Source organism: Nocardioides sp. (assembly GCF_035697785.1).
Taxonomy (GTDB): domain Bacteria; phylum Actinomycetota; class Actinomycetes; order Propionibacteriales; family Nocardioidaceae; genus Nocardioides_B.
In genome coordinates this window covers 1-14,277 of the sequence record NZ_DASSCL010000124.1, presented here as the reverse complement: position 1 = coordinate 14,277, position 14,277 = coordinate 1, and the positions used below count along the sequence as shown (strand labels likewise).

Here is a 14,277-nt window from a genome sequence, read left to right as displayed (position 1 = left end):
CGAGGGCCTGCCGGTCTGCACGGCGTTCGCCACCCTCGTCCACCGCGGGCCCGAGGGGGACGAGGCCTGATGCACACCGGAGACGTGCTCCCCGAGCAGACCTTCACCGTCACCCGTGCCGACCTGGTCAGGTACGCCGGGGCGAGCGGTGACCGCAACCCGATCCACTGGTCCGACCGGGTCGCCACCTCCGTCGGGCTGCCCGGGGTGATCGCGCACGGGATGTTCACGATGGCGCTGGCCGCTCGAGCGCTCGACACCTGGGCCGGCGGCCCCGGCCGGGTGCGCGAGCTCTCCTGCAAGTTCACCAAGCCCGTGGTCGTCCCCGACGACGACACCGGCGTCGAGGTGCGCGTGAGCGGCACCGTCAAGCAGGTCACCGACACCGGCGTCCAGGTCGCCCTCGAGGTGCGGTGCGGCGAGGAGAAGGTGCTCGGCCAGCCCAAGGCGGTCCTGCTTGCCTAGGGTCTCGACCACCGACGTTGCCCCGACGCTCGCCGACCACACCACCCTGCGCCTGGGTGGCCCCGCACGCGACTGGATGCGCGCCGCCACCGCCGAGGAGGTCGTGGCCGCGGTCCGCGCCTGCGACGTGGCCGGCACCCCGGTGCTACTGCTGGCCGGCGGCAGCAACCTGGTCGTCGCCGACGAGGGCTTCGACGGGACCGTGGTCGAGATCGCCACCCGAGGCGTGCGGGTCGCCGACGACACCTGCGGTGGCGCGTTCGTGACGGTCGCCGCCGGCGAGGTCTGGGACGACGTGGTCGCCCGTGCCGTCGACGAGCACTGGGTCGGCGTCGAGGCGCTGTCTGGGATCCCCGGCTCGGTGGGGGCGACCCCGGTGCAGAACGTCGGCGCCTACGGGCAGGAGATCGCCGACACGCTCGCCACGGTTCGCTGCTGGGACCGGGTCGACGCGACGTACCGCACCTTCGCCGTGGCGGACTGCGGCTTCGGCTACCGCACCAGCCGCTTCAAACGGGACCCGCACCGCTTCGTCGTCCTGGAGGTCACCCTCCAGCTCCCGCTCGGCGACCTGGGCGCACCGGTGCGCTACGGCGAGCTCGCGCGCACGCTCGGCACCGAGGGCGGGGGGCGCGCTCCCGCGAAGGACGTGCGCGAGGCCGTGCTCGGGCTGCGCCGGGGCAAGGGCATGGTGCTCGACCCCGACGACCACGACACCTGGAGCGCGGGGTCGTTCTTCACCAACCCGTTCGTCGCGCCGACGGACGTTCCCGCCGGTGCCCCCCGGTGGGAGCAGCCGGACGGCACGGTGAAGACGAGTGCAGCGTGGCTGATCGAGCAGGCCGGCTTCGGCAAGGGATACGGCAACGAGCGGGTCTCGCTGTCGACGAAGCACACCCTGGCGCTCACCAACCGGGGCGGCGCCAGCACGGCGGACCTGCTCGCCCTCGCGGGGACTGTGCGGAGCGGCGTGCACGAGCGGTTCGGGATCTGGCTCGTCAACGAGCCGGTCCTCGTCGGCTGCGAGCTGCCCGGGCCTACACGCTGATGCCGCCGACCTCGCCGGAGTCGAGGCCGAACGTGAATGCGAACACCAGGAAGGCGACGAACGCGAGCAGGCCGAGCACCAGCAGCACGGTGCAGACGACGCCGAGCACGTAGCCGGTCATCGCCTGGCTGCGGCCACCGAACCGTTGCGGGTCGGCGTCGATCTCCTTGACCGCGCGGCGGCCGATGGCCCAGGCCCACGGGCCGAGGAGCAGCGGCAGGTAGCAGGTGAGGCCGCCGAGGATGCCGACGAGGCCGAGCACCAGAGCCGTGGTGGCCTTCGGGTGGTCGGCGAGCCGGTAGACCGGGTACTGCGGCGCATAGCCGTAGCCCGGGGGCGGCTGCTGCCCGGCCGCCTGCTGCTGCCAGTAGCCGGGTGGCTGTCCCGGCGGACCCGGGGCAGGCGGCTGCGGGGTCGTCCCGGCGCCCTGGTCGGGGTGGTCCTCGTCGCCGCGGTCGGGGTCCCCCGGAGTGGTGCTCATGAGGGTGATTGTGCCAACCACTCGTCGATGCCCCGCCGGATCCCCGCGCGTACGTCTTCCGGGGCCCGCGAGGCCCGCACCGACATGCGCGCGAGCTCGGCGAGGCACTCGTCGCTGAGGTCGTGCGCGGCGCGCATCGTGGCGTACTGGCCGGCCAGTCGCGACCCGAACAGGAGCGGGTCGTCGGCACCGAGTGCCACCGTCGCGCCCGCCTCGAGGAGCGTGGGCAGCGGGACCGAGGTGAGGTCGCTGAACACGCCGAGCGCCACGTTGGAGACCGGGCACACCTCGAGCGGGACGCCGGCGGCGACGACTCGATCGAGCAGGACCGGGTCCTCCGCGACCCGGACGCCGTGCCCGAGACGGTCGGCGTGCAGGTCGTCGAGGCAGGCGCGCACGCTGGCGGGCCCGAGCAGCTCGCCCCCGTGCGGCGTGAGCATCAGCCCGGCTCGCTCGGCGATCGCGAACGCCGGCGCGAACTCCGAGGTGGTGCCGCGTCGCTCGTCGTTGGACAGGCCGAAGCCGACCACGCCACGTCCGGCGTACTGCCCGGCGAGCCGGGCGAGCGTGCGCGCGTCGAGCGGGTGCCGGGTGCGGTTGGCGGCGATGACCACCGCCACGCCGAGGCCGGTGCGCTCCGTGGCGTCGCGCACCGCGTCGAGCACCAGGTCGGTGAAGGCGGTGATGCCGCCGAACCGGGCGGCGTACCCGCTCGGGTCGACCTGGATCTCCAGCCAACGACCGCCGTCGGCCACGTCGTCCTCGGCCGCCTCGCGGACCAACCGCCGGACGTCGTCCTCGGTGCGCAGCACCGACCGGGCCACGTCGTACAGGCGCTGGAAGCGGAACCAGCCCTTCTCGTCCGCGGCCGAGAGCCGCGGCGGCCAGTCCTCGACGAGCGCGTCGGGCAGCACGACCCCGTCTCGCTCGGCCAGCTCGAGCAGCGTCCCGTGCCGCATCGATCCCGTGAAGTGCAGATGCAGGTGCGCCTTGGGCAGCGTCGTGACCGGACGGCCGCCGCTCCCGGTGGTCGACCCCGCCACTCAGCCCAGCAGCTTCTGCAGCCGGGTGATGCCCTCGACCAGGTCGTCGTCGCCGAGCGCGTAGGAGAACCGCAGGTAGCCGGGGGAGCCGAACGCCTCGCCCGGGACCGCGGCCACCTCGGCCTTGTCGAGCATCAGCTCGGCGAGCTCCGTCGACGTGGTCGGGGTGACCCCGTCGATGGTGCGACCGAGCACACCCTTGACCGAGGGGTAGGCGTAGAACGCTCCGCGCGGCTCGGGGCAGACGACCCCGTCGATCTCGTTGAGCATCGACACGATCGTGCGCCGGCGCCGGTCGAACGCCGTCCCCATCACGTGGACGGCCGACAGGTCTCCGGAGACCGCGGCGACGGCGGCCCGCTGCGCCACGTTGGACACGTTGGACGTCGCGTGGGACTGGAGGTTGGTGGCGGCCTTCACGACGTCCTTCGGGCCGACCACCCAGCCGACGCGCCAGCCGGTCATGGCGTAGGTCTTGGCGACCCCGTTGACGACGACGCACGTGTCGGCCAGCTCGGGCACGACCACCGGCATCGACGGCGCCTGCTGGCCGTCGTACACGAGGTGCTCGTAGATCTCGTCGGTGAGCACCCAGAGGCCGTGCTCCAGCGCCCACCGGCCGAGCGCCTCGACCTCGTCGCGGTCGTACACCGCCCCGGTCGGGTTTGACGGGGAGTTGAACAGCAGCACCTTGGTGCGGTCGGTGCGCGCCTGCTCGAGCTGGGCGACGGTGACCTTGTAGTCCTGGGTCTCGTCGGCGAGCACCTCGACGGGCACGCCGCCGGCCAGCCGGATCGACTCCGGGTAGGTGGTCCAGTACGGCGCCGGCACGATCACCTCGTCGCCCGGGTCGAGGAGCGTCGCGAACGCCTCGTAGATCGCCTGCTTGCCGCCGTTGGTGACCAGCACCTGGCTCGGCTCGATGGCGTAGCCGGAGTCGCGCAGGGTCTTCTCGGCGATCGCCTTCTTGAGGTCGGGCAGGCCGCCGGCCGGGGTGTAGCGGTGGTTGGCGGGGACCCGGCAGGCCTCGACGGCCGCCTCGACGATGTAGCCCGGGGTCGGGAAGTCGGGCTCGCCCGCGCCGAAGCCGATGACCGGCCGGCCGGCCGCCTTGAGGGCTTTCGCCTTCGCGTCGACGGCGAGCGTGGCGGACTCGGCGATGCCCCCGATGCGCGCGGAGATCCGGCGGGCGGAGCTGGGCGGGTTCGCGTCGGCGGCGTGGCGAGGGGCGCTCATGGCGCCTATCGTTCCACTCGGAACGCGCCGGGTGCACCCCGGTTCGCGGACCGATCCGGCTCCCGCTCGGGACGGGCGCGCTCGGTTCGACTTCCCTTCGGCCTTCCCCGTACACTTCACCGTTGGTGGATCTCACCCTGGATTGCCATGCCCTCGATCCGGCACCGCGCACCGCTTGGCGCGCCGTTGGGGCGCGGGTGGTGTCAGGTGGAGCCGCCGTAGGGCACTAGCTCAACTGGCAGAGCATCGGTCTCCAAAACCGAAGGTTGGGGGTTCAAGTCCCTCGTGCCCTGCGCAGACCCGTGCGGCAAGTCCGCGCGGGTGACCGAGGTCGGTGACGACAGCAAGTGAGTGGAGGAACAGTGGCGGACAGCCGTTCGGTGTCGACGTCTGGCGGGAGCCAGTCGCGCGACAAGCGCACCAGCCCTGCGACCTTCTACCGGCAGGTCGTGGCCGAGCTCCGCAAGGTCGTGTGGCCCACGCAGGAGCAGCTGATCACGTACTTCATCGTGGTCATGGTCTTCGTCGTCGTGGTCATGTCGATCGTCGCCTTGCTCGACCTCGGCTTCGGAAAGCTGGTCTTCGCCGTCTTCGCCTGACCCGGGTCCGCCGCGCGAGCACCACCCCAGAGACAACACAGAGCATCAAACAGTGAAGGTGACTGAATAACCGTGTCGCAGTCGTACGACGACCAGCCGGCCACCGAGGCCCCCGCGCCGGAGCCGGCCGTGGACGAGACCCCCGTCGAAGCCGAGTCGGTGGTCGAGCCCGTCGAGACCCCTGCGGAGGAGACCGACTTGGTGGACGAGCCCGTCGAGACCCCGGCGGAGGAGACCGACTCGGTGGACGAGACCGTCGAGCCCGTCGAGACGCCGGCGGCGGAGACCGACTCGGTGGACGAGCCGGCCGAGCCTCCTGCAGAGGAGACCGACTCGGTGGACGAGCCCGTCGAGACCCCGGCGGCCGACCAGCCCGCGGTCGACCCGCTCGAGGAGTTCCGCGACGCGCTGCGCTCCAAGCCGGGCGACTGGTTCGTGGTGCACACCTACTCCGGCATGGAGAACCGGGTGAAGGCCAACCTCGAGAACCGCATCACCTCGCTGAACATGGAGGACTACATTCACGAGGTGATCGTCCCGACCGAGGAGGTCGCGGAGATCAAGAACGGCCAGCGCAAGCTGGTGAAGCGCACGGTGCTGCCCGGCTACGTCCTGGTCCGCATGGACCTCACCGACGAGTCCTGGTCCGCCGTACGCCACACGCCTTCGGTGACCGGCTTCGTCGGGCACAGCCACCAGCCGGTGCCGCTGAGCCTCGACGAGGTCGAGAGCATGCTCGCCCCGGCGATCGTCGCCGAGGCCGAGGCCGCGATGCCCGAGCAGGGTGCCGCCGCCGGGGCCACCGCAACCAAGAAGAAGGTCGAGGTCGCCGACTTCGACGTCTCCGACTCGGTCATGGTGGTCGACGGCCCGTTCGCCACGCTGCATGCGACGATCACCGAGATCAACGCGGAGTCGCAGAGGGTCAAGGCCCTCGTCGAGATCTTCGGCCGGGAGACCCCGGTCGAGCTGAGCTTCAGCCAGATCCAGAAGGTCTGAAACCAGTAGCACATGTGGCAGGGGGACGAACCCCCGTCATGACCACACGAAAGAGAGAAGAGAAATGCCTCCCAAGAAGAAGATCGCTGCCCTCGTCAAGGTGCAGCTGCAGGCCGGGGCGGCCACTCCTGCTCCGCCCGTGGGCACCGCGCTCGGTCCCCACGGCGTGAACATCATGGAGTTCTGCAAGGCCTACAACGCCCAGACCGAGGCCATGCGGGGCAACGTCATCCCCGTCGAGATCACGATCTACGAGGACCGGTCGTTCACCTTCATCACGAAGACGCCTCCGGCCGCCGAGCTGATCAAGAAGGCCGCCGGCCTGCAGAAGGGCTCCGGCGTCCCGCACAAGGAGAAGGTCGGCAAGCTGACCAAGGACCAGGTGCGTGAGATCGCGACCACCAAGCTCCCCGACCTCAACGCGAACGACATCGACGCCGCGATGAAGATCGTCGAGGGCACCGCCCGCTCGATGGGCGTCACCACCGAGTAGTCACCGGGTGGCCGAGCCGCTCGAGACCTGCAAGACATCTCCGCGACACGTGGAAGGGCCGCGCTGGCCCGCACCACACCTGGAACACAACGTTAGGAACCAGACCATGCAGCGCAGCAAGACCTACCGCGCAGCCTCCGAGTCGATCGACCAGGACGCGCTGTACACCCCGCTCGAGGCGATCAAGCTCGCCAAGTCGGGCAGCAAGAAGAAGTTCGACGAAACCGTTGACGTCGCCATGCGCCTGGGTGTCGACCCGCGCAAGGCCGACCAGATGGTCCGCGGCACCGTCAACCTCCCGCACGGCACCGGCAAGACCGCCCGCGTCCTGGTCTTCGCCAACGCCGAGAAGGCCGACGCCGCCCGCGAGGCCGGTGCCGACATCGTCGGTGGCGACGAGCTCATCGAGAAGGTCAACGGCGGCTGGCTCGACTTCGACGCCGTCGTCGCGACGCCGGACATGATGGGCAAGGTCGGCCGTCTGGGTCGCGTGCTCGGCCCCCGCGGCCTGATGCCGAACCCGAAGACCGGCACCGTCACCCCCGACGTCGCCAAGGCCGTCTCCGACATCAAGGGCGGCAAGATCGAGTTCCGCGTCGACCGGCACGCCAACCTGCACTTCATCATCGGCAAGGCCTCGTTCTCCGAGGCCCAGCTCGCGGAGAACTACGCCGCGGCGCTCGAGGAGGTGCTGCGGCTCAAGCCGGCCAGCTCCAAGGGCCGCTACCTGAAGAAGGTCACCGTCTCGACGACCATGGGCCCCGGCGTCCAGGTCGACCCGAACAAGACCCGCAACGTCGCCGCCGAGGACGAGGCCTGAGCCCCGTCTGAGCCGCTGGCACGAGGCCTCCACCGAGTCGTCGGTGGGGGCCTCGTCGCGTCCTGGGGCGTCTCCGCGCCCGGTGCCCGTACTCCCCGTGGCGATCTGCACGTTCCCGTGGGGAGCTCGCCACGGGAAGCGGGCAATTCACTGGGTCCCCAGTGAATTGGGCCCCCCGGAGCCGGGCAAGGTCAGGGGCTCAGGACCTCACGAGCACTGCGCACGTCGTCGGTGCCGAACACCAGGCGGACGTCACCGAAGGTCGTGTAGGCAAGGTCGACGTTGACGTTGGCGTCGGCGAGTCGTCGCGCCACCTCGCCCAGCGCCCCGGGCTCGTTGGCGACGTTCACCACGAACACCTCTCGTTCGTCGGCGATGCCCATCTCGGCGGCGGCGAACGCCTCCCGCAAGGCGTCGAGGCTCTCGTCGCCCACGAGCACGTGGACGACACCCTTGCCCTCGCCGGTGAACGCCGCGAACCCGTCGAGGTTCACCCCCGCGGCGCCCGCGACCTCTCCCAGCCGGGCGAGCTCACCCGGCCGGTCATCGAGGATCACGGTGACGTCGTAGGCCATCACCCCGATAGTGCCCCCGCGACGCGTCCGCGTCGAGATCGGCGGCGAGTGGCGGCGTGGAGATTCAGGCGCGCTGGCGTGCCTCGCGCTGCCGGGCGAGCTCCTCGACCGCGGTGGGCAGAGTCGTCTCGAAGTCGATCAGCTTCGCCCATGCCGGCGTCACGACGATCCGGACCATGCCGTCGTACAGCGAGCGGACGTCGGCCTCCCACGTGACGCGCTGCTCGGGCGACATGTCGTAGGTGCCGTTCATCTCGAGGAACTCGTCGGGGATGCCCTCGACGACCTCCAGGTCGGCGCGACCGCGGATGAGCAGGATCTTCGGCGGGTGCACCTCGGTGTCGATGGTCAGGGCGACTGCCGGGTTCTGCCGCAGCATCGCGACCTTCGGTGCGTTCTTCGCCGTGCACATGACGATCTCCGTGCCGTTCCAGGAGAAGGCGATCGGAACGGTTCGGGGCGTGCCGTCCTTGGCGACGTAGGCCAGGCGGGTCACGTCGCGGGCCAGCAGCTCCTGGCTGATCGGACGGTTCAGGACCTCGGTGATCTCGTTCGGCTGCACGGTCACGCTCCGTTCCTCGCTCGTCAGCTCCGCCTCCACCACGGTGGCGCGGCGTCGGTGGCATCACAAGAACGACCGACGGCTGGCCCGAAACTCATCGCCGGCGGTCGAGGTCCGACCGAGCGGACCGGGTCACTCCACGAAGACGCGCTCGTCGGTGAGCTGTTCGGCGACGATGCGTCCCTCGGTGTCGAAGCGGCTCTGCTCGAACCGCTTGAGGAACTCCATGTCGATACCGGCCTTGCCGTTGCGGTGCTTCTCGATCGTGAGCACCGCCCAGTGCTTGAAGCGCTCGACATTGCCCACGTTGTAGACGAGGTGGTGCCGGGCGACGACGTCGTACTTGTCGTTTAGCAGCAGCACGGTGTCGGCCTCGTAGGCGAGGGCGGAGGAGCCGCGCAGGTTGTTCACCCGCAGCCGCTTGCCCACCTGGATGCCCTCCTTGTCCGCGGCGACCACGGCCAGGATCGGTACGTCGTGGTCGAGCGCGAGGTCCTTGAGCCCCTCGACCACGCGGGTGATCCGCTCGCCCTCGTCCTGCACGCCCGGCACGGAGACCTTCTGCAGGTAGTCGACGACGACGAGGGGGGACTGGCCGGTCTCGTCACTGACCTTCTCGATCGCGGCGGTGATCGCCTCGAGGGTGGTCTTCGACCCGGTCGAGCGGTGCATGACCAGGCGGTCGGCGTACTCCCGCACCACCTCGAGCGCCTTCGCGCCCCCGCCGGTGTCGGCCAGCCGGTCGTGCAGCGAGCCGGTCAGGCCGTCGGCGCACTCGAACGACTGCCGGATCCGGTTCAGCGTCGGCGCCTCGGCGCCACCGATCAGCCCGGCCTCGAGGCCGACGAGACGGATCAGCAGGGTCTGCATGTCGTGCTCGAAGGAGAAGAAGAGGACCGAGCGACCGGCCCGGGCCACGTTGCGGGCCACCTGCAGGACCCAGGTGGTCTTGCCCAGGCCCTGCGGCCCGCCCACGAGGACGAGCTCCCCGGAGCGGAACCCGCCGCTCAGGTTGAGGTCCAAGATGTCGAAGCCGGTCTGCCACACCCGGTTCTCCGAGTGCGAGCCCGCCCGCACCCGGTAGTCGGCCTGCTCCAGCACGCCGCTCAGCTTTTCGAGAGAGTGATCCACCGGACCATTGCAGCAGGGTCGGTACGTCGACCGGGGCGGATCGGCAGAAATCGCCCGCGGGACCGCCCGGGCCGCCCGTCCGCGGAGGCGATTTGGCCCGCGCCCCGGCACTCCCGTACAGTTCTGCTTCGAAACCAGAGACCGCCGGTCGTTCGGCATGCACGAGCCCAGCTCGGACATCCGATCGAAGGTCCCGCTCCGCGGGCGGCCTGCGCAGGTGACACGAGTGTGAACGTCGTACGACCCGTGAGGGACGCTACGCATCCGACGCCCTGTGCACCTGCACGGGGCGTTCGTCGTTGAGGGGCCTTCCGCCGTCCGGTCTCGGATGAGTGATGAGAAGGAAGGAGACCCATGGCGCGGCCAGACAAGGCAGCCGGAGTCGCAGAGCTCAAGGAGTCGTTCCAGGAGTCTGCCGGTGCTGTCCTGACCGAGTACCGCGGTCTCTCCGTGAAGCAGCTGCAGGACCTGCGGCGTGCTCTCGGCGAGAACGCCAACTACGCCGTGGTCAAGAACACGCTCACCAAGATCGCTGCGACCGAGGCGGGCGTCGAGGGTTTCGACGACCTGCTCACCGGTCCGACCGCCATCGCCTTCATCAACGGCGACGTGGTCGAGGCGGCCAAGGGCCTGCGTGACTTTGCCAAGGCAAACCCCTCCCTCGTGATCAAGGGCGGCATCCTCGAGGGGAAGTCGCTCGACGCGAAGGAGATCGCCAAGCTGGCGGACCTGGAGTCGCGCGAGGTGCTTCTTGCGAAGCTCGCGGGCGGCATGCTCGCGTCCCTCAGCCAGGCCGTCTACCTGCTCAACGCCCCGCTCGCCCAGGCCGCCCGGCTCGCCGGCGCGCTGCAGGCGAAGGCCGAGCAGGACCCGTCGATCCTCCAGGGTGGTGCCGGTGAGCCGGCCGCCGCCGAGGAGGCTGCCCCGGAGACCGAGGCAGCGGCGGAGACGACCGAGGAGACCACCGCGGAGGAGACCCCGGCTGACGCCGAGGCCACCCCCGAGACCGCCTCAGGCGAGGACTCCACCGAGGGCTGAGAGCCCGACCAGACCGAAACCGACCACCCCTCGGTCCGGGCGCCCGCACGGACCAGCAACACGGAAGGAAACGCCACCATGGCGAAGCTCAGCACCGACGAGCTGCTTGACGCTTTCAAGGAGATGACCCTCCTCGAGCTCAGCGAGTTCGTGAAGCAGTTCGAGGACACCTTCGGCGTGACCGCCGCTGCCCCCGTCGCGGTGGCCGCGGCCGGCGCCCCGGCTGCGGCCGGCGGCGACGCCGGTGAGGCCGCCGTCGAGCAGGACGAGTTCGACGTCGTCCTCGAGGCCGCTGGTGACAAGAAGATCAACGTCATCAAGGAGGTCCGTGCGCTCACGAGCCTCGGCCTGAAGGAGGCCAAGGAGCTGGTCGAGGCCGCTCCGAAGCCGGTCCTGGAGAAGGTCAACAAGGAGGCCGCGGACAAGGCCAAGGAGGCCCTCGAGGGCGCCGGCGCCACCGTCTCCGTCAAGTGAGACCCGCCGGTCCCCGACCGGCACCCAGCACCACCCAGAGCGGCGGTCGTTCCCACGGGAACGGCCGCCGTTCGGCGTTCCCGCGCCCGTGACCGAGACGGATCCGGCACCTGGCAGAGCCCGCGAGAAGGCCGGGATCCGACGGATCAGGACCGTAACCTCCCCACCGTTTCCTCGTTGGTAGTCATGGGCAGAACAGTGGCTTGACGCTTCGTCCGACGTACGAAAGCGCTCCGAGCTCGGGCAACACCAAGGGAGGGACGCTCGTGGGCGTCGAGATCAAGGTCGACGGACTGACCAAGTCTTTCGGCAAACAGCTCATCTGGGGCGACGTGACCCTGACGGTCCCTGCCGGCGAGATCTGCGTGATGCTCGGCCCCTCCGGCACCGGCAAGTCCGTGTTCTTGAAGACCCTGATCGGGCTGCTCAAGCCCGACCGCGGCAGCATCCTCATCGAGGGCACCGACATCGCCTCGTGCTCCGAGCGCCAGCTCTACGAGATCCGCAAGCTGTTCGGGGTGCTGTTCCAGGACGGCGCGATGTTCGGCTCGATGACGCTCTACGACAACGTCGCCTTCCCGCTGCGCGAGCACACCAGGAAGACCGAGTCCGAGATCCGCGACATCGTCATGGAGAAGATGGACCTCGTCGGTCTCATCGGCGCCGAGGGCAAGCTGCCCGGCGAGATCTCCGGCGGCATGCGCAAGCGCGCCGGTCTTGCCCGCGCACTGGTGCTGGACCCCGAGATCGTCCTCTTCGACGAGCCCGACTCCGGTCTCGACCCGGTCCGCACGGCGTTCCTCAACCAGCTCATCATCGACCTCAACGCCCAGATCGACGCGACCTTCCTGATCGTCACCCACGACATCAACACCGCGCGCACGGTGCCCGACAACATCGGGCTGCTGTACCACAAGCACCTGGCGATGTTCGGCCCGCGCGAGATGCTGCTCTCCTCCGAGGAGCCGGTCGTCCGGCAGTTCCTCAACGCCCAGCGGGTCGGCCCGATCGGCATGTCCGAGGAGAAGGACGCCGACGAGCTCGCGGCCGAGGCGGACCAGGAGCTGCCCCCGCTGCCGCCGATCCCGATGCAGCAGGAGCCGTCCAACGGCATCCCGCGCCGCAGCCAGCGCCCGGCCGGCGACTGGTGCCGCGAGAACGGCGTCACCCCGCCCCCCGGCTCCTTCGAGCCCAACATGTCGATGGCCACCTGACATGTCCACCCTCACCTCGTCGCGGGTGCTCGCGCCGATCGGGACCGCAGGCAAGCTCTTCGCCTTCGGCCTCGACGTGCTGCGCGGGCTGTTCCGCAGGCCCTTCCAGCTGCGTGAGTTCCTGCAGCAGGCGTGGTTCATCGCCTCGGTCACGATCGTGCCCACCGCTCTGGTCGCGATCCCGTTCGGTGCGGTCATCGCCCTCCAGGTCGGCGGGCTGATCAAGCAGTTCGGCGCCCAGTCCTTCACCGGCTCGGCCGCCGTCCTCGCCGTGGTCCGGGAGGCCGGCCCGATCGCCACCTCGCTGCTGATCGCCGGCGCCGGCGGCTCCGCGATCGCCGCCGACCTCGGTGCCCGCAAGATCCGCGAGGAGCTCGACGCGATGATGGTGCTGGGCATCGACCCGATCCAGCGCCTCGTCGTGCCCCGCGTCCTCGCCACCATGCTGGTGGCGGTCTTCCTCAACGGCCTGGTGAGCGTCGTCGGCGTCGCCGGCGGCTACGTCTTCAACGTGGTCCTGCAGGACGGCACGCCCGGCGCCTACCTCGCCAGCTTTACCGCCCTGGCCCAGCTGCCGGACCTCTGGCAGGGGATGGCCAAGGCACTGGTGTTCGGACTGATCGCCGCCATCGTCGCCTCCTACAAGGGCATGAACGCGGCCGGCGGTCCCAAGGGCGTGGGTGACGCCGTCAACGAGTCGGTCGTCATCACGTTCATGCTCCTGTTCGTCGTCAACTTCGTGATGAGCGCGATCTACTTCCAGCTCGTCCCGCCCAAGACAGGCTGAGGGGGTACGTCGGACATGGCCAACATGCGAGCCGTCTACCAGAAGCCGATGCGCTCTCTGGACAACCTCGGCGACGAGCTGGCGTTCTACGTCAAGGCGATCGCCTGGGCGCCGCGCACCCTGCGCCGCTACAAGAAGGAGATCCTCCGGCTGCTGGCCGAGGTGACCCTGGGGTCCGGTGCCCTCGCCGTCATCGGCGGCACCGTCGGCGTGATCACCGCGATGGCGTTCTTCACCGGCACCGAGGTGGGTCTGCAGGGCTACGCAGCGCTGAACCAGATCGGCACCGCCGCGTTCTCGGGGTTCGTCTCCGCCTACTTCAACACCCGCGAGATCTCCCCGCTGGTCGCCGGAATCGCGCTCGCCGCGACGGTGGGCTGCGGCTTCACCGCCCAGCTGGGCGCGATGCGGATCTCCGAGGAGGTCGACGCCCTCGAGGTGATGGCGATCCCCTCGCTGCCGTTCCTGGTGACCACCCGGATCATCGCCGGGTTGATCGCGATCGTGCCGCTGTACGTCGTCGGGCTGCTGTCGTCGTACTTCGCGACCCGCCTCACCGTCACCCAGTTCTTCGGGCAGAGCGCCGGCACCTACGACCACTACTTCAACCAGTTCCTGCCACCAGGAGACGTGCTCTGGTCGTTCGGAAAGGTTCTCGTCTTCGCCGTCGTGGTGATCCTGATCCACTGCTACCACGGCTACAACGCGTCCGGCGGGCCCGCCGGCGTGGGTCTGGCCGTCGGCCGCGCCGTGCGGACCTCCATCGTCGCCATCAACGTCATCGACCTGTTCCTGTCGATGGCGATCTGGGGCACCACCACCACCGTCCGGCTGGCGGGATAGCCGCATGCCTCGTCACTCCGGGACCTTCGTCGCGATCGAGCACCGACTGCTCGGCGTGGCGTTCCTGGCGTTGCTGCTGCTCGCCGTCTGGTTGACCTACTCGATCTTCAACAAGACCTTCACCGACTACACCTTCGTGACCCTGCGCTCGGACAAGGCCGGCCTCCAGCTCCCCGACAACGCCGACGTGAAGATCCGCGGCGTCATCGTGGGTGAGGTACGCGACGTGATCTCCACCGCGCGCGGTGCCGAGCTCCAGCTCGGCCTGTTCCCCGAGGCGCTGCGCACCATCCCGGCCGACGTGTCGGCCCGGCTGCTCCCCAAGACATTGTTCGGTGAGAAGTACGTCGCCCTGCAGGTGCCCGAGCAGCCGTCCTCCGAGTCCATCGCCGCCGGCGACGTGATCGAGGAGTCGGAGGTGGCGATCGAGGTGGAGAAGGTGCTCTCGGACATCTACCCGTTGTTGCGG

Annotated in this window: 18 protein-coding genes and 1 tRNA gene; 13 read left to right on the top strand and 6 right to left on the bottom strand. The window is 69.9% G+C overall.

Annotation, left to right across the window (positions count from 1 at the left end; translation table 11 throughout):
- Positions 1-69 precede the first annotated feature (69 nt).
- Together VFH10_RS13425 and VFH10_RS13420 are read left to right on the top strand one after the other, a co-directional pair.
- Positions 70-465: a MaoC family dehydratase gene (locus VFH10_RS13425; RefSeq protein WP_325129341.1), complete on the top strand. Its 396-nt coding sequence runs from the start codon at positions 70-72 to the stop codon at positions 463-465.
- Positions 458-1,513, top strand: coding sequence for a UDP-N-acetylmuramate dehydrogenase (locus VFH10_RS13420; RefSeq protein ID WP_325129339.1), 1,056 nt, complete (start codon positions 458-460; stop codon positions 1,511-1,513). The genes VFH10_RS13425 and VFH10_RS13420 overlap by 8 nt, the downstream gene beginning before the upstream one ends.
- Here the strand turns inward: VFH10_RS13420 and VFH10_RS13415 are convergent.
- Genes VFH10_RS13415 through VFH10_RS13405 form a run of 3 tightly spaced genes read right to left on the bottom strand, consistent with a single transcriptional unit; the run spans position 1,503 to position 4,273 of the window.
- Positions 1,503-1,994: a hypothetical protein gene (locus VFH10_RS13415; RefSeq protein ID WP_325129337.1), complete on the bottom strand. Its 492-nt coding sequence runs from the start codon at positions 1,992-1,994 to the stop codon at positions 1,503-1,505. The genes VFH10_RS13420 and VFH10_RS13415 overlap by 11 nt on opposite strands.
- On the bottom strand, positions 1,991-3,037 hold the full coding sequence (locus VFH10_RS13410) for an adenosine deaminase (protein ID WP_325129336.1): 1,047 nt from the start codon (positions 3,035-3,037) through the stop codon (positions 1,991-1,993). Before VFH10_RS13410 ends, VFH10_RS13415 begins: the two co-directional genes overlap by 4 nt.
- The gene (locus VFH10_RS13405; protein ID WP_325129334.1) at positions 3,038-4,273 is read right to left on the bottom strand and encodes a pyridoxal phosphate-dependent aminotransferase; all 1,236 of its coding nucleotides are present in this window, start codon (positions 4,271-4,273) and stop codon (positions 3,038-3,040) included.
- Between the two features lie 220 nt (positions 4,274-4,493).
- Between VFH10_RS13405 and VFH10_RS13400 the strand changes: the two genes are divergently transcribed.
- The 5 genes from VFH10_RS13400 (at position 4,494) to rplA (ending at position 7,184) form a co-directional block, all read left to right on the top strand.
- Positions 4,494-4,566 (top strand) — tRNA-Trp (locus VFH10_RS13400).
- Positions 4,567-4,653: 87 nt separating this feature from the next.
- Complete coding sequence (gene secE / locus VFH10_RS13395) at positions 4,654-4,872, top strand: preprotein translocase subunit SecE (RefSeq protein ID WP_325129332.1); 219 nt, start codon at positions 4,654-4,656, stop codon at positions 4,870-4,872.
- A 129-nt stretch (positions 4,873-5,001) separates the two neighbouring features.
- Entirely contained in the window at positions 5,002-5,871 is an 870-nt protein-coding gene (nusG, locus tag VFH10_RS13390; RefSeq protein WP_414689870.1) for a transcription termination/antitermination protein NusG, read from the top strand.
- A gap of 64 nt (positions 5,872-5,935) precedes the next feature.
- A complete protein-coding gene (gene rplK / locus VFH10_RS13385; protein ID WP_325129330.1) occupies positions 5,936-6,364 on the top strand; it encodes a 50S ribosomal protein L11 in 429 nt (142 codons plus the stop codon).
- Positions 6,365-6,470: 106 nt separating this feature from the next.
- Complete coding sequence (gene rplA / locus VFH10_RS13380) at positions 6,471-7,184, top strand: 50S ribosomal protein L1 (RefSeq protein ID WP_325129328.1); 714 nt, start codon at positions 6,471-6,473, stop codon at positions 7,182-7,184.
- A gap of 191 nt (positions 7,185-7,375) precedes the next feature.
- Here rplA and VFH10_RS13375 read toward each other — a convergent pair whose 3' ends face one another.
- The 3 genes from VFH10_RS13375 to VFH10_RS13365 all read right to left on the bottom strand — a co-directional run bounded on the left by VFH10_RS13375 (position 7,376) and on the right by VFH10_RS13365 (position 9,452).
- Positions 7,376-7,759, bottom strand: coding sequence for a hypothetical protein (locus VFH10_RS13375; protein WP_325129326.1), 384 nt, complete (start codon positions 7,757-7,759; stop codon positions 7,376-7,378).
- Between the two features lie 64 nt (positions 7,760-7,823).
- Positions 7,824-8,327, bottom strand: coding sequence for a pyridoxamine 5'-phosphate oxidase family protein (locus VFH10_RS13370; protein WP_325129324.1), 504 nt, complete (start codon positions 8,325-8,327; stop codon positions 7,824-7,826).
- Positions 8,328-8,453: 126 nt separating this feature from the next.
- Positions 8,454-9,452: a DnaB-like helicase C-terminal domain-containing protein gene (locus tag VFH10_RS13365; RefSeq protein WP_325129323.1), complete on the bottom strand. Its 999-nt coding sequence runs from the start codon at positions 9,450-9,452 to the stop codon at positions 8,454-8,456.
- A gap of 354 nt (positions 9,453-9,806) precedes the next feature.
- Between VFH10_RS13365 and rplJ the strand changes: the two genes are divergently transcribed.
- From rplJ to VFH10_RS13335, 6 genes are all read left to right on the top strand, one after another.
- Positions 9,807-10,490 carry a 50S ribosomal protein L10 gene (gene rplJ / locus VFH10_RS13360; protein ID WP_325129321.1) on the top strand — a complete coding sequence of 228 codons (684 nt, stop codon included), beginning with the start codon at positions 9,807-9,809 and terminating at the stop codon, positions 10,488-10,490.
- A gap of 78 nt (positions 10,491-10,568) precedes the next feature.
- On the top strand, positions 10,569-10,964 hold the full coding sequence (rplL, locus tag VFH10_RS13355) for a 50S ribosomal protein L7/L12 (protein ID WP_325129319.1): 396 nt from the start codon (positions 10,569-10,571) through the stop codon (positions 10,962-10,964).
- A gap of 266 nt (positions 10,965-11,230) precedes the next feature.
- Positions 11,231-12,178 (top strand): ABC transporter ATP-binding protein, encoded by a 948-nt coding sequence (locus VFH10_RS13350; protein WP_325129343.1) that lies wholly within the window; start codon positions 11,231-11,233, stop codon positions 12,176-12,178.
- A 1-nt stretch (position 12,179) separates the two neighbouring features.
- Complete coding sequence (locus VFH10_RS13345; protein ID WP_325129317.1) at positions 12,180-12,965, top strand: ABC transporter permease; 786 nt, start codon at positions 12,180-12,182, stop codon at positions 12,963-12,965.
- A gap of 15 nt (positions 12,966-12,980) precedes the next feature.
- On the top strand, positions 12,981-13,808 hold the full coding sequence (locus tag VFH10_RS13340; RefSeq protein ID WP_325129315.1) for an ABC transporter permease: 828 nt from the start codon (positions 12,981-12,983) through the stop codon (positions 13,806-13,808).
- A 4-nt stretch (positions 13,809-13,812) separates the two neighbouring features.
- Positions 13,813-14,277 (top strand): MlaD family protein (locus tag VFH10_RS13335; protein WP_325129313.1); only part of this gene is annotated, 465 nt, incomplete at its 3' end.

Coding starts and splice junctions, on each gene's coding strand:
- VFH10_RS13425 (WP_325129341.1), top strand. CDS start 70: ATGCACACCGGAGACGTGCTCCCCGAGCAGACCTTCACCGTCACCCGT.
- VFH10_RS13415 (WP_325129337.1), bottom strand. CDS start 1,994: ATGAGCACCACTCCGGGGGACCCCGACCGCGGCGACGAGGACCACCCC.
- VFH10_RS13405 (WP_325129334.1), bottom strand. CDS start 4,273: ATGAGCGCCCCTCGCCACGCCGCCGACGCGAACCCGCCCAGCTCCGCC.
- rplK (WP_325129330.1), top strand. CDS start 5,936: ATGCCTCCCAAGAAGAAGATCGCTGCCCTCGTCAAGGTGCAGCTGCAG.
- rplA (WP_325129328.1), top strand. CDS start 6,471: ATGCAGCGCAGCAAGACCTACCGCGCAGCCTCCGAGTCGATCGACCAG.
- VFH10_RS13375 (WP_325129326.1), bottom strand. CDS start 7,759: ATGGCCTACGACGTCACCGTGATCCTCGATGACCGGCCGGGTGAGCTC.
- rplJ (WP_325129321.1), top strand. CDS start 9,807: ATGGCGCGGCCAGACAAGGCAGCCGGAGTCGCAGAGCTCAAGGAGTCG.
- rplL (WP_325129319.1), top strand. CDS start 10,569: ATGGCGAAGCTCAGCACCGACGAGCTGCTTGACGCTTTCAAGGAGATG.
- VFH10_RS13345 (WP_325129317.1), top strand. CDS start 12,180: ATGTCCACCCTCACCTCGTCGCGGGTGCTCGCGCCGATCGGGACCGCA.
- VFH10_RS13340 (WP_325129315.1), top strand. CDS start 12,981: ATGGCCAACATGCGAGCCGTCTACCAGAAGCCGATGCGCTCTCTGGAC.